General features: G+C 60.4%; 12 protein-coding genes and 1 pseudogene. 3 read left to right on the forward strand and 10 right to left on the reverse strand.

Annotated features, from left to right (window positions below; translation table 11 throughout):
* Window positions 1-149 precede the first annotated feature (149 nt).
* From NKI31_RS01210 to NKI31_RS01220, 3 genes are all read left to right on the forward strand, one after another.
* Complete coding sequence (locus NKI31_RS01210; protein ID WP_352650112.1) at window positions 150-1,637, forward strand: ATPase domain-containing protein; 1,488 nt, start codon at window positions 150-152, stop codon at window positions 1,635-1,637.
* Window positions 1,637-2,674 (forward strand): sensor histidine kinase, encoded by a 1,038-nt coding sequence (locus NKI31_RS01215; RefSeq protein ID WP_023746308.1) that lies wholly within the window; start codon window positions 1,637-1,639, stop codon window positions 2,672-2,674. Before NKI31_RS01210 ends, NKI31_RS01215 begins: the two co-directional genes overlap by 1 nt.
* Window positions 2,675-3,250: 576 nt before the next feature.
* Window positions 3,251-3,445, forward strand: coding sequence for a DUF3606 domain-containing protein (locus NKI31_RS01220; RefSeq protein ID WP_352650360.1), 195 nt, complete (start codon window positions 3,251-3,253; stop codon window positions 3,443-3,445).
* On the opposite strand, the gene ligD is transcribed toward NKI31_RS01220, so the two are convergent.
* The 10 genes and pseudogenes from ligD to NKI31_RS01265 all read right to left on the reverse strand — a co-directional run bounded on the left by ligD (window position 3,374) and on the right by NKI31_RS01265 (window position 13,599).
* Window positions 3,374-4,363 carry a non-homologous end-joining DNA ligase gene (gene ligD, locus NKI31_RS01225; protein WP_352650362.1) on the reverse strand — a complete coding sequence of 330 codons (990 nt, stop codon included), beginning with the start codon at window positions 4,361-4,363 and terminating at the stop codon, window positions 3,374-3,376. The genes NKI31_RS01220 and ligD overlap by 72 nt on opposite strands.
* Window positions 4,364-4,470: 107 nt before the next feature.
* The gene (locus tag NKI31_RS01230; RefSeq protein WP_032998960.1) at window positions 4,471-4,830 is read right to left on the reverse strand and encodes a DUF4112 domain-containing protein; all 360 of its coding nucleotides are present in this window, start codon (window positions 4,828-4,830) and stop codon (window positions 4,471-4,473) included.
* Window positions 4,831-4,885: 55 nt separating this feature from the next.
* Entirely contained in the window at window positions 4,886-5,380 is a 495-nt protein-coding gene (locus tag NKI31_RS01235) for a YidB family protein (RefSeq protein ID WP_023682271.1), read from the reverse strand.
* A gap of 62 nt (window positions 5,381-5,442) precedes the next feature.
* Window positions 5,443-5,664 (reverse strand): annotated as a pseudogene (locus NKI31_RS31810) (hypothetical protein); the annotation flags it as partial.
* A gap of 155 nt (window positions 5,665-5,819) precedes the next feature.
* The gene (locus tag NKI31_RS01240) at window positions 5,820-7,793 is read right to left on the reverse strand and encodes a D-apionate lactonase family protein (RefSeq protein ID WP_352650114.1); all 1,974 of its coding nucleotides are present in this window, start codon (window positions 7,791-7,793) and stop codon (window positions 5,820-5,822) included.
* Window positions 7,790-8,884 carry an ABC transporter ATP-binding protein gene (locus NKI31_RS01245; RefSeq protein ID WP_352650116.1) on the reverse strand — a complete coding sequence of 365 codons (1,095 nt, stop codon included), beginning with the start codon at window positions 8,882-8,884 and terminating at the stop codon, window positions 7,790-7,792. Before NKI31_RS01245 ends, NKI31_RS01240 begins: the two co-directional genes overlap by 4 nt.
* Window positions 8,885-8,896: 12 nt before the next feature.
* Window positions 8,897-9,745 carry a carbohydrate ABC transporter permease gene (locus NKI31_RS01250; protein WP_352650118.1) on the reverse strand — a complete coding sequence of 283 codons (849 nt, stop codon included), beginning with the start codon at window positions 9,743-9,745 and terminating at the stop codon, window positions 8,897-8,899.
* Window positions 9,745-10,740 (reverse strand): carbohydrate ABC transporter permease, encoded by a 996-nt coding sequence (locus NKI31_RS01255; protein WP_245264565.1) that lies wholly within the window; start codon window positions 10,738-10,740, stop codon window positions 9,745-9,747. The genes NKI31_RS01250 and NKI31_RS01255 overlap by 1 nt, the downstream gene beginning before the upstream one ends.
* 30 nt (window positions 10,741-10,770) lie before the next feature.
* Entirely contained in the window at window positions 10,771-12,426 is a 1,656-nt protein-coding gene (locus NKI31_RS01260; protein WP_352650121.1) for an extracellular solute-binding protein, read from the reverse strand.
* A 120-nt stretch (window positions 12,427-12,546) separates the two neighbouring features.
* Window positions 12,547-13,599, reverse strand: a complete 1,053-nt coding sequence (locus NKI31_RS01265) for an NAD(P)-dependent oxidoreductase (RefSeq protein ID WP_352650123.1) — start codon at window positions 13,597-13,599, stop codon at window positions 12,547-12,549.
* Window positions 13,600-13,609 lie beyond the last annotated feature (10 nt).

Below are 13,609 nucleotides of genomic sequence, written 5' to 3' on the forward strand. Positions count from 1 at the left end.
TTGAAAAAGGGCTCCGAGAGGTACGGCGCCCTTTTTTGCCGCGCTTCCTGTCGCCTTTTCGTCTCACGACAATAGCGCTCACCGAGAGACGTGGAACCGCCAAAGGTGCCCGTCGTTATCTGGTTCTCGAAATTACATTGGGGGATTAGTTGGACAGAGACGACGCCTCAGCGATCGCAACTGGAGTTAGTGGGCTCGACTACATTCTTCGTGGCGGCTACGCCAGGAACCGCTCCCATCTTATCGAAGGGAAACCAGGTTCTGGAAAAACCACTCTTGGCCTCCAGTTTTTGATCGAGGGCGCCAAGAAAGGCGAGACATGCCTTTACATCACTTTGTCAGAAAGCAAGCGCGAACTGCTCTCGGTTGCTGGCCGTCACGGCTGGGACCTGAAGGGGGTGCAAATTCTTGAACTTGTGCCGCCAGAGCTCAGTTTCGATCCGGCGCAGCTACAGACATTGATCCATTCCTCGGAATTGGAACTCGGCGAAACCGTGCAGTCTGCCATGGCCGAGATCGGACGCGTCAGACCCGATCGCGTGGTGTTCGATTCGCTCTCTGAAATTCGACTTTTATCGCAAGGGTCATTGCGGTATCGGCGCCAGGTGTTGGCATTGAAGAGCTTCTTCATGCTCAACAATGTGACGGTGCTTATGCTCGACGACCTGACCGCTGAGCAGGATGACCTCAATTTGCATTCGATCAGTCACGGCGTCATACGGATGGAGCAGCTGTCGCCCGTCTATGGTGGAGAGCGCCGGCGGCTACGCGTGATCAAAATGCGTGGCGTGCAGATCCGGGGCGGCTTTCACGATTTCGTAATTCGCCCAGGCGGCGTTATCGCCTATCCGAGGCTCGTTGCAGCCGAGCATGAGGTGGCCGAGCATGATACGCCGGCCATGAGCAACAACCGGATCGACACCCTGCTTGGCGGCGGGCTGGCCCGTGGTACCAGCACGATGCTGATGGGGCCGTCTGGCGTTGGCAAGTCTACCATTGCCTGCACCTATTGCTATGCCGCACTCGAGCGTGGCGAGCGTGTGCTGGTGCTGTTGTTTGACGAGACAAGGCGCATTTTCTTGGCGCGCGCCGCCGGGCTCGGCATGCACCTGGAGCCGTTTGCCGAGGACGGCACGCTGACGCTTGAATCTGTCAATCCGGCTGAGCTTTCACCCGGCGAATTGTCTTCGCGCATCCAAGCGGCCGTCGAAGAATCCAATGTGCGGATCGTCGTGATCGACAGCCTAACTGGCTATCTCAATGCCATGTCCGAAGAACAACATCTGGTGCTTCAGATGCACGAGATCCTCACCTATCTCAATCAGAAGGCAGTGGCGACGATCCTGCTGTTGGCCAATCACGGGCTGTTTGGTCAAACGGCAGCGCCGGTCGACATGACCTATCTCTGCGATTCCATCATGCTTCTGCGCTTCTTCGAGAACGCAGGTCAGTTGAGACGCGCGATTTCCGTTGTCAAGAAACGTGTCGGCCCCCACGAAGAGACGATTCGTGAGTTTAAAATCGGCGGTAACGGCGTGGCCGTAGGTGAGCCACTGGAACAATTCCGCGGCATCCTGATGGGATCTCCGGAATTTGAAGGCAAGCCGACAGACCTTCTGAGGGATAAGGCGCTGTGATGTCGTCCAGCCCCGCCGTTCTCGTGCTGGCGCCGCTTGGCCGTGACGCGAGGATCGCGGCCTCCATCCTGGCTACAAACCAGATTGCCTCGCGTGTGTGCGGCAGCTTGGAAGAGGCAGTGCCGCTTCTCGACGAGGCTCAGTGCCTTGTCGTGGCCGAGGAGGCCCTGCTCAGTTCCGATCGAACGCAGTTTGCGGCCTGGCTTGAAGCCCAACCCGCATGGTCGGATTTTCCGATCGTGCTTCTGACGATGCGGGGGAACGAAGTCGACACGCGGATGGCATTTCTGGACCGCTATCTGATCGTGCTTGAACGGCCATTTCTGGCTTCGAGCCTCGCCAACTCGGTGCGCTCCGCCTTGCGTGCCCGCGCCCGCCAGCGCGAGGTCCAGTCCTACATCGAACAGAAGCGGGAGGTCGCCGATCGGCAGAAATTGCTCATCCGCGAGCTGCATCACCGCGTCAAGAACACGCTGGCCAACGTTCGCGCCATGATGGGCGCGACGGCCAAGTCGAGCGGCAACGTCGATGATTTCGTACGCGATTTTTCAGCCAGGCTCGTTTCCCTGGCCCAGACCCATTCGATGCTTACCGACGATTATTGGCAGACTGCCTCCCTGCACAAGCTGCTCGAAAGCGAGCTTGACCACTATGAGACGCGCGACAGGCCGCGTATCGTTATGGAAGGCCCGAACGTAGCGCTAGTCGCCGACATTGCGGTCCCTGTCGGGATGGCTTTCCACGAACTGGCCTCCAATTCGTCGAAGTTTGGCGCGCTTTCGCAAACGGGCGGCCGCCTTGATGTCCGCTGGTCGTTAGGCGGGTCCGGCGATACACAGATCGTCAATCTTGACTGGCGGGAACGAGATGGGCCGAAAGTCGAGCAGCCCAGTCGCCGCGGGTTTGGCACGACACTTCTGGAAAAAGTCGTGACCGTGCAATGCAACGCCAAGATCGAATTGAACTACCATCGTGACGGCTTGCAGTTCACCATGGCCTTGCCGTTGCGAAACACGCGCCTTGTGCCGGCTTACTGAGCGGCAACGGAAAGGCAGGCTGGGCGCCGCGATAGGGATTAACTGAGCGTCACTCGGCAGGCTGGTCTAGCGCTTTAGCCAAAACATCAGTTCCGAAAAAGACCGCCTCTTTATCTCCCATATGCCTCTGCAACATTGCGAGAGCTCCGGCGTGGTCTATGCGGCCGACCTTGGTGATGAAGTCGAACTCGTGCCGCGGCGCTGTGACCCGGGTCATGCGTCCTAGACGAAACTTTGGGCTCCCGGAGCGCAGTTTTGTCGCCTTCGTGGTCACCCCCGCCATTTTGCTCACGATCCTCGTTGATAGCCCGGATGCGCATCTGAATCATTTGCGACCCGTCGGGGTTCCGACTGGCGTCGTAAAAAAACAAGAGGCCCGCAGGCAGGCTCGATCGACGGTCAGCTATTCCGAACAGCAAACGAAATCACCCTCGCCTTTGGCCAACCAACTTTCGCCAGATCACCTTCGCAATGGCTGCGGCCCCAGTACGGTCGGACAGCCCGCGCCTCTGGCGGCCGAAGTGAGGCGCCGGGAACATACAACGTCGGTCGTTGTTTCTCTGATCAGGAGAAAAGATAACGGCAGACGACAAGAGCAAGCGTGATTTTCGAGATCGCAACCGTGTATCAGTCGATGAAGATTATGAGGTTCGCTATTTCGCCAAACAGCATCGTATCACGCCAGAACAGGTCCGCGAGCTAATCAGAGAACACGGCAACGACCGGAAGAGGCTCGAACGCGAGGCAAGAAAACGGGCTGATATCGGCTGATGGTCGCGACGCATCACGCGGCTCCTCGCGTAGTCCCTTGAAGACCGCCTCCCGCAAGATGCCCCGGTCCGACACGCCACTGAATTGTACCTCGGCAAGAACGTCTGGTTTGACCCATGTCGCCTTGGGCTTCTTGATCGGCTCCGACAGCGGTGACTTGGCGACAACAAGCGGATTAAGCCGCTCCCTAACGCGCCGGGCTGCGTCCAGCGTATAGCCGGTCTGGGCCTTCCCGGCATAAAGCAGCCGGTCGCCCTCTCGCCTGCCGATGTACAACGATGCGATGCGGCGCGGCTGCGCGCCAAGTTTCTCGACGAAAGCCACGATTGGAAAAGTGTCGCTCTTGACACATTTGACCTTGACCCAACTGGTCTGGACGCCCGAGCGGTAGTGAGCATCCGCTCGCTTCGATACGATTCCCTCTATGCCCATCCGGCAGGCATGGTCGAACATATCCTTGCCGTTCACCTCCAGATGCTCGGCATAAGTCAGGGTTGGCTCGGTTTCGGTCAGCAGCTTCTTCAGCGCAGCCTTGCGCTTCACTAACGGTTGTTCACGTAGATCACGGCCATCGAGGTACAGGAGGTCGAAAGCGTAGAGAGTCATCCGCAGCGAACTTGGGTTGCCCAGCTCACGTTCCAGGGCTTGATAGTCCGGCAGGCCGGTGTCGCCCAGGACGACAGCTTCACCATCGATGATAGCGGATTTGACCGGCAAGCTTGCCGCGGCCTGAACAATCCTCTTGTAACGGTGTAACCAATCGTAGCCGCGACGCGTGAATGCTCGCGCCTTTCCGCCTTCAACGACCAGCTGCGTCCTATAGCCGTTATATTTGATCTCGTGAAGCCAATCTCTGCCTTCGGGAGCTTTCTCGACCAGTGTGGGCGATTGGAACTCGATGAACGAAAGCCGGTCAATGGCACTGTCCTATGCTCGCGACTCCAGGAATCGCGAGTCAAGCCCCAGCGCCCCTGTCGGTTCCGAGCCTTTTAGAAGAATTGCATGGCGACGATTGGTTATCCGCCTCACTTGTTGATGTGGCGGCGCAGCAGAGTGATGTTGCGATTGTTCGCCTTAAAATAGACGTCGAAGATCGAGCCGAGAATTGGGACACTTCCTACGAGCGTATCCAGCAGCACGTTGCCTAGCATGCGGGCGACCAACCCATTTCCGGCACCGACGTTTCGAGCTCGCAAGACGATGTAGGCCGAGACAATGCCCGTCGCCGCATCTCCGAGTACGGGGACCAGACCTACGAGCGCATCCAGTCCAAAACGAATTGATGTGCCTGGAATGCGCCAGCGGGAATCGAGTAGCGCGGCCAATAGATCCAACTCGGCAAGTACGTTTGCTGTATGACCACCGTGACCGCCCTGCCCGATCATGCCAACTCGCGCGCCAGTACGATTTGGTATCTTTCCCTGATGGATAGCCGTCACCTTAGATATCGCTTTGACCGCCTGAATTCGCTTGCGTCCTGTGCGATGGCACGTCGTCGAGCAAGGTCGTCTCACCGGAGCTTTTCGGCGCCTCAACGGGCAATTCACCAGTAGGCGTCATCTTGCTGACGGCCTCAGGCAAATCTCGCGTGATCCGGCTTATGAGCTCCTCGCGCGAAAGGCCGGTCTGCATCGAGAGGGAAGTCAGGGTGTCTTCGTCTATGGCTGCTTCCACCTCGCTTGGCTGGATCGGCTCGTTCGGCCCGGTGCCTACCCACGAATCGACCTTCGATCCGGCGCCTGCCCCTCTGAACCGGTCGAGAATATCGCCAAGCGCGGTCCCCGAAACGCCTTTTGAAAGCTGATCCAGAATCCCGCCTTGCGGATCATTTGGGTTGCGATCACCCGCTCCACGGATCATGTCGCCGATCTTGTCGCGATTTTGGTATGCCAAGACGCCGAGCATCGCGATCGCCAATTTTCCCAGGTTAGCCATTGGTACCTCCACTGTTCAATGGACAAGGGCTCAACATCACAAAAGTTCCGACCGGCGACGATCTAATTGAATAAGGGCTGGCGTATCGACACTACGTGAGCGGTGCTGCCTAACCGGCTTGTTTCCGTTTGCGGTGCGGCTTCGGCCTCGCAGACGTTGATCGTGCAAAGCTCGTTGCCTGCCTGATCGCGCATGCGCACTAACCATCCGGTCATATCGTCATCGCCCAGATCAGCCAACAGGCCGATTCCGCAACGGATCGCTTCGGCGCGAGCGGCCTCAAAACTTGGCGTCTCGGCAGGCGGAACCTAGCGAGCCTGGTCGCCGTCGCGATAGTACAACGTATAAGCGAGATGGATCCCACGCGCTGCCTTAGAGTATGGAACTACCACCCTCATCTTTGACGGGGGTTTGGCCAAACAGCGAACATCGGCTAGGCCTAAGACGATCGATCGAGGTCGACTCGCGCGACGGCGTAGGCGCCAAGCGAGATGCTTTGATCATCCAGCGGTCTTGCGGAACTTTCCATGAAGTCGGGATCGGTTGCCGCCCGCTCGAACTGCTCGGCGCCGAGAAGAGCAATGCGGGCGCTGCTCGGCGAATCAGAAAGCCGCACAGATTGCGTCTTGGCGGTAAGGTTAGCGACCCACAGGGTCACGCGGCGATCTTTTTCAGCCGCGATCGTCACGACGCCGTCACAGCCGGAAGTTCCTACGGACAGCAAGGTGGCTCCGCCGAGCTTTGAGAGACCAGCCAAGACATGGAAAGCGGGATAGACCGTTGGGCCATCCTGCTGGTCATACCATGGCTGCACGAAATCAGCCTTCCTATGGATTTGGCCAAAGGGGCCGGCGAAGTCACCGAACGCGACGGCATCGATTCCTTCGCGAGCGCAGGCCGCGAAATATCCGACAGTCCAAGCCGCGTTGAACAGCCCGCGCTGACGAGGATCAATGCGCGATAGACAGACGCGAGCGTTCGCTTCATTCGGCGCAGTGGATTTTCCGTATGGGTTCTCACGGCAGCCGAGCTGGATGGGACCGATACGCAGTGGCAAGCGTTCCCCCATGAAAGCATGCGCGGAGCGGATTAGATGGGGGATTGCCTGAAGTGTCTCCATCACCGAGACATCATCTGCGGCGTGCACGCTTGGACAGGTGGTGAAGGTCACGTAGTCGAGCGCTTCGGCTGGCGGACGCTTGCGGTTGAGTTCGGTGAAGTAAGCGGCCATGCCGCCGCCCAGCGCGATGCCCGGGAAAGCCCGGCGAGCGGCGGAGTAGCTTTCGTGGAAGCTGGGCATAGTCGGCCACGGTGCTCCCGGCTGTACGGATGTCATGTCCTGCGCCGGAAAGACGGAGACAGCTTCTAGTTTGAGGCCGAGTGAGTCGACAGCATCCGCGACCGGCGCCAATTCGCCGAATGGATCGCGCGTGCCCTTGGTGATAACCTCGAGGACCACTCCAGCGCCGGTCAGCCGTGCGAGCGCGGCGTAGCTTTCTAGTTCGTCCTGGCCGTGTGCGATCCGGAGATCGACCTGGCAGACCATCCACTGCGGAGCCATTCGTCGTAGGAGCTCGGGGGTTTCGAGCGCGTGCTTTGCCTCGTCGGCGGCGACGCCGACGCCAGTGCGGGGCACTCGGCCGACCGGTCCGCCGATCGTCAGGTTGATGAGTGGATTTCGATTTTCAGACGTCCCGGCAGGGAGCGTTCCTGACACGTGAAGCCGGACGGCCTGCGTGAATTTCTGGCCCCTGGGCAGTCTGTAAGGCCACGGGCGACGCAGAGGGCGGACATATGTTTTATAGGAGGCGTCAGACCAATTGCGTTGGTCCTCCATCTCAAAGGCATCACCCTCCATGGTGCATGTCGCCCAGATCCCAGGCGCGATCTCGTGCGACAACGCCCGGATGTCGGTGAACGGACATTTTGGATCGATGTGGTCCGGAAAGAACGATAGCTCGTCGTGACCATCCTCATGCAGCACCTTTATCGGCTTGCCGGCTAAGCCCTCGATCGGATGAAGGACCACGAAGCCGGTCCGATTCGTCAAAAGGTCAGTCTCGGGCTCTGCCTCCGCCACAAACGACAGCGCACCATCGCCACTGCCTGAGACGCGCGCCCGGTAAATCAGGCGGCCGGATGTTGCGGCACATGTTGCACGGTATTCAATGGCGAACGCATCCGGCCTCTCGTCGATCCGCAGATCATCGAGAACGGTGGTACATGTTCCCCAGTTTTCGTCCCGTACAAGAAACGAGATTCCGCGCAAGACCTCGATCGTCCCGATGCGGATGTAACGCAAGGCGCCATTGTCGAACGCGACCGACAAGGATCCGGCGCGCAGTGTGCGCAGCGGTGCCTCGAGCTGTTCGGTGCCACACAAGCGGACTGCCAGGGAAGCTGCCGAGGTCAAATTGCGCGCTCCGTCGTGGCGTCGAAGATCGAGGCCCGGTTCATGTTGATGTCGATCGCAAGCTTCTCGCCCGGACGGCTGACATCGTGCGCCTGCAGCTCAGCCATCACCGGCGCGCCGGCCAGTCGGAATGTCGCGTAACTGCGCGAGCCGGTCGGCTGCAGCAGGTCGATCGTTGCCTCATAGCGAAACGTGCCCTGCTCCGGCGTTGCAGTGTGCGCACGAGTGAGGTGTTCTGGCCTCAACCCGAGCAGCACCTGCTGTCCGTCCGCGACGCCCTTCAGCCCCCTGCCGCGCGCTAAAGGCAGCAGTGCATCCGCGAGCCGGATGGCAGCGGCGCCTGCGTCCAAGGCAAGGGTACCTGGCAGGAAGCTCATCCGCGGCGAACCCAGGAACCCAGCGACGAACGTTGAGGCCGGGTGCTCGAACAACTCGAGTGGCGCGCCCTGCTGCTCTATCAACCCGTCGCGCATCAGCACGATGCGGTCAGCCAACGTCATCGCTTCGATCTGGTCATGGGTGACGTAGATCATCGTTGTCGCAATGTCCTGGTGAAGGCGTTTGATTTCGCCGCGCATTTCGTCGCGAAGCTGTGCGTCGAGGTTGGACAGCGGCTCGTCGAACAAAAAGATGCGGGGGTTGCGGACTATGGCGCGGCCGATGGCGACGCGCTGGCGCTGGCCGCCGGACAATTGGCGCGGAAAACGCCCCAGCAACGGAGTGATCCCAAGCATGCGTGCCGCCTCGGCCACGCGCACCTCGACCTCTGGCTTCGGCATCTTGCGAGCCTTGAGGCCGAAGCCAATGTTCTTGGCCACGCTCATATGCGGATAGAGCGCATAATCTTGAAACACCATTGCCACGTCGCGATCGCGCGGCCGGAAATCATTGACCACCTCGCCGCCGATCTCGATCGTGCCTTCCGATATCTCCTCCAGGCCGGCGATGGTCCGGAGCAGCGTGGACTTGCCGCAGCCGGACGGTCCAACCAGAACGGTGAACTGGCCGTCGCGAATGTCCAGGTCGATGCCGCGCACGGCATGGAACGCGCCGTAGCGCTTGTGCAAGCCGGTAATTCTGACTTCGGCCATGCGGGAGCTTTCCTAACCGCGAACGGCGCCGAGCGTCAGCCCGCGCACCAGATGACGTTGAGCAAGGACCCCAAGGGCGATCGATGGCACAAGGGAGACGATGGCAAGGGCCGCGGCTTCGCCATATTGCGCGCCCTGGAAGCCGATGAAGGCGCGGAAGACCGTTGGCAGTGTAAAGGCAGTTCGGCTGGTCAAGATCAGAGCGAAGAAGAACTCCGTCCAGCATGCAATGAAGGCGAAGACAGCCGCCGCGACGATGCCCGGTGCTGCGAGCGGCACGGCAACGCGCCAGAACGCCTCCCATCTCGTGCAGCCATCGACGAGGGCCGCCTCCTCCATCGACTTCGGCATGCCGCGGAAATAGGCGAACATCATCCACACCGAGACCGGCAGCGTGAAGACCGTATAGGCGATGATCAGGCCGACATGAGTGTCGTAGAGCCCGACCTGGCGATAGATCAGGAACACCGGCAGCACGATCCCGATCGGCGGCAAAAAGCGCTGCGACAGCACCCAGAAAGACAGATGCTTGCCGCCGGTGTCGTAGCGCGCCAGGCTATAGGCCATCAGCGTGCCGAGCAGCGCCGAAAGCACCGTGGCCGAAAGCGAAATAATCAGGCTGTTAATGAGCCCGTCGAGACCACGATAGGCGAACAGCGCAGCTTTGTAGTGGACAACCGTCGGAGCGGCGGGGAACCAGACAGGCGGTACGGTGAGGTAGTCGTCGCTGGGCTTGATGGAGGTGTTGAACATCCAGTAGAGCGGCCACAGCACGAACACCAGGAAGAACCCCAGCAGCAGAATTCGGCCGATCGGCAACGACCGGCGTTTCCTGCGGCGGGCGGGCGCGACGGCGGCCATCAGACCGGTTCCACCTTCAAGAGCCGACGCACCAGCAACGTCACGATGAGCGCCGTAAAGATCAGGAACAGCCAACTTCCTGCTGTTGCCTGCGACAGATGAAACTGCGTGAAGCCTATGGTATAAAGATAATAGGAGGCCGTGTAGGTTTGTGTTCCTGGGCCACCCCCTGTCATGATGAAAATGGTATCGAACATACGGATTGCGTCGAGCAGACGGAAGGTCAGCGCCAGCAGCATCATCGACCCGAGATGCGGGAGCGTGATCGCCCAAAAAACCTGCCAGGCGTTGACGCCGTCGAGTTCTGCCGCCTCATAGAGATTGGGTGGGATTGCGGTCAGCCCGGCGAGCAGGATGACGAACATGAACGGCGTCCACTGCCAGACATCGGCGATGATCAGCGAGACGTAGAGCCACGGGCGCTCCGTCATCCAGCCGATCGTAACCTCCTGCCCCAATAGTTGCGTCAGGACATAGTTGGTCGGTCCAAAAGGCCGCTGTAAGAGCAGCGTCCAGGCTTGGCCAACGATGACCGGGCTGATGAACAGCGGCACGATCAGGATCGACATGATCACACCGCGGCCCGGAAAGCTGCGCACCATTGTCAGCGCCACCAGGAGGCCGAGAACGAACTCTATAGCGACGCTGATGCCCGACAGCGATGCTGTCAGCAACAGCGACCAACGTGCTACGGGATCGAACACGACCCGCTCGAAGTTCTTCAATCCGACAAAGGCGTGGCCCGGCACCTGGAAGTCGTAGTTGATGAAGGATACCACCAGCGAGAACAGAAGCGGATAGATCGACAGTGCCAATATCAGCAGCACAGCGGGGGCGACCAGCAGCCACTTGAAATGACGGTCAGCCCATTGGGCAAAGGCAGACAGCCGGGGCGGTGCGCCGGCGGCCTTCAAATGGCGGATCGTGGCTGTGGGCTGCATAGGCGTATCCAATCGCCGCTTAGCGGGGAGGTGTTGCGAGCCAAGCGCCCGCAACACCAATTGCTCCAGAGAGTCCGCCTCCCTTCAGAGGGTGACCGCCATGCCAAGTTTTTCCACCGTGTTGTCGGCGGTGGCGCCAGGCAGTTTCAAGAACTCGGTGTAGAAGCCCTTCTGCGAATCCACACCCAGTCGGTCGGTCGTCTCGTTCCACTCGGCGGCCGCCGTTTCAAGCGACGCCTTCGGATCCGCACCAGCCCACACCGCCGTGCACATGCGATCGATGCTCAAGAAGTAGTCCTGCGCGCCTGGCATGATCGGGTCGAGCAGACCGACATTTGCCGAGTTGTTGAGGTTGGCAAGGTACTCCTTGGCACTCGGGAAGAGCGCGCCGTAGAGCTCGGACTTGAAGTGCGAGATGCGGTACGGGTCGCGTAGCGCGTAGGGCAGCATGCAACGTGCCAGCGAGACGGGTGGCGAGCATACCCATTGCATGAACAGATATGCCGCCTCGGGGTTGGGCGAGTCGGCCGACAGTGCCTTGTTGTAGCCGGTGGCATGTTCCGGATTTCCCGGAACCACGGCATAGCCGACCTTGCCGGCGATCTGAGACTGCGGAATGAAGTTGATTGCCGTGGCCGACTGCGAATAGTTCGCCGCCATACGGCCGCTAGGAGGCCAGGAATAGATCATCGCGACTTTGCCGGTCAGGAAAGCCGCCCACAAGGAGACGGCGTCGAGCTCGTTGTTGCCGGGGATCGAGGCCTTGTTTGCGGCGAGCATGTTTGTCAGCGTCTTGACGCCGGCATCCGAAACCAAACCTGCCTTCATGTCGTCGCCGAAGAGTTTTCCGCCGTTGGCCCGGTACTGCTGCAGAAAGTCGAACTGATTGCCGGGGCTGCCCGCCTTGCGGAAATGTCCCGCGCCATAGACCTTTGGCGCCATCTGGTCGGTGATGAACTGGGCGATCTGGGCATATTCTTCCCATGTCTTGGGCGGTCCAAGCTTGGCGTTGAACTTCGCCTGGTAAGCCTCCACCATTTTCGGATCCTCGAAGATGTCCTTGCGGTAGTAGAGAGCGAACATGTCGCCGTCGTCGAAGAACCCCCAGATCTTGCCCTTGTAGGTCGGCAGCGCCTTGTACAGGGGATGATAGTCCTCGAGGTCTGCCGGGTTCATGTATTTGGCGATGTAGTCGTCTAGCGGGGCGATGACGCCGCCATCGGCAAGCGACGGCGTCCAGGCCGGCGAGATGTCGAGGACGTCATAGGCACCCGAGCCGGCGATGTGCTCGGCGACCGCCTTGGAGTACTGGTCCGGGTTCGACAGCTCGACGACATTCGACTTCATCCCGGTAAGCTGCTCCCACATCGGCCCACTGAAATTGCGCGGGTCGAGTGCCTGCAGGCCAGCCTCGTAGGTCATGTTGAGGGTGACGCCCGAATGCGCCTTGGCCGCCTCCGCCGCGCGAAAGGCGGAACCGTCCGCAGGCCCTTCCTTCGATGCTTTCAGGGCTGCGGCCTGCGCCTGGCCGAGCGGCGACGTGGCGTCCGCCAATTCCAATGTTTGCTGCGCCAGCGCCCAATCGGTCATCATCCCCAGCAGCGGGCCGGACACGGCCAACATGCCGGTCATCTGACCGAAGCGGGTGATGAAAGTTCGGCGGGTGGTTTCGCCGCGCATGAAGGCGTCGACCTCTGCTTCGAGACCTGCCTGAAAGTCACGTTTTTCACGATCGTTCATAGTGCTTGGTCCTCCCATTTTCCTTTTGCTTCACTCGTCCGCCGGCGCAGCGGTCAAGCATTTCCTCCCGTAAGGTCGCCGCAAACAGGCCGCGGCGGCGCGCCGAAAATCAGTGTCCTCCTAGGTTCCAAAGCGGGCGGCGAGCCCAGACAGCCTGGTCTTCCACAGCTCGCTCGAAAGCACCTCGCGATTGACCACGCCGCGCGGCTCGCGACCGCGCTGCACCTCCATTACCGCTTTGACGTCCGCGGCACCGTTGCCGGCAAAGCACTGGTCGGTCCAGCAAAGCGCGTGCGGCGCCAGGATGACATTGTCGAGTTTGAGGATCGCATCGTCTGCGTCGGGAGGCTCTTGTTCCAGCACGTCGAGACCGGCGCCGGCGATGCGGCGCTCCTGCAGTGCTTGCGTCAGCGCTTTCTGGTCGACGATCGGGCCGCGCGCGGTGTTGATCAGGTAAGCTGTCGGCTTCATCAGGGCGATCCGCTCGGCATTGACGATGTGGTGGGTCTGGGGCGACAGTGGGCAACTCACCGACAGCACGTCGGCGCGGCGAAACAGATCCTCCAGCCCTACCAGCTCGACGCCCAGGTCGGCAGCGACCCCCTTGTCGGCAAACGGGTCATGGGCGATGAATTGCATGTCAAAGGGCTTCGCCAAGCGGAAGACCTCGGCACCGATGTTGCCGATGCCCAGCGACCCAAGCGTACGCCCGACGAGGCCGACCCCCATATGTTCGGAGCGCTTCTCAAAACCAACAGACCCTTTGCGGGTGAGCGCGTCCTTTGTCAGCAGCTTGCCGGTCAGCGCCAGCATGAAGGTGATGACGGATACGGCGACGGGCCGTCGCACGCCATCGGGCGTGATGACCAAGGCAATACCGGCTGCGGTGCATGCCTCAACGTCGACAGTGTCGTAGCCGACCCCGAAGCGGGCAACGACGGCCAGGCGGCCGCTCCTGGGGACACTCGTGGCATCGAAACGATGGGCGAGGAGGATCAGCGCATCGAAATCCTCAAGTTGGTCGGCGCGAAGCGGACTGTCTGACTCCAGGAACACCATCTCGACAGCTGTCGCATTGCGCAGCGGCTCCAGATCGAAATCTGGGTAGGTCGGCGAGCCGTCCGGCCTGCGGAAATCACCGGAAAGCGCCACCCTGAATTTCACGCTGTCCATCGTCTCCTCC

Origin of the sequence: Mesorhizobium sp. M0659 (genome assembly GCF_040320605.1) — a bacterium.
Classification (GTDB): Bacteria; Pseudomonadota; Alphaproteobacteria; order Rhizobiales; family Rhizobiaceae; genus Mesorhizobium.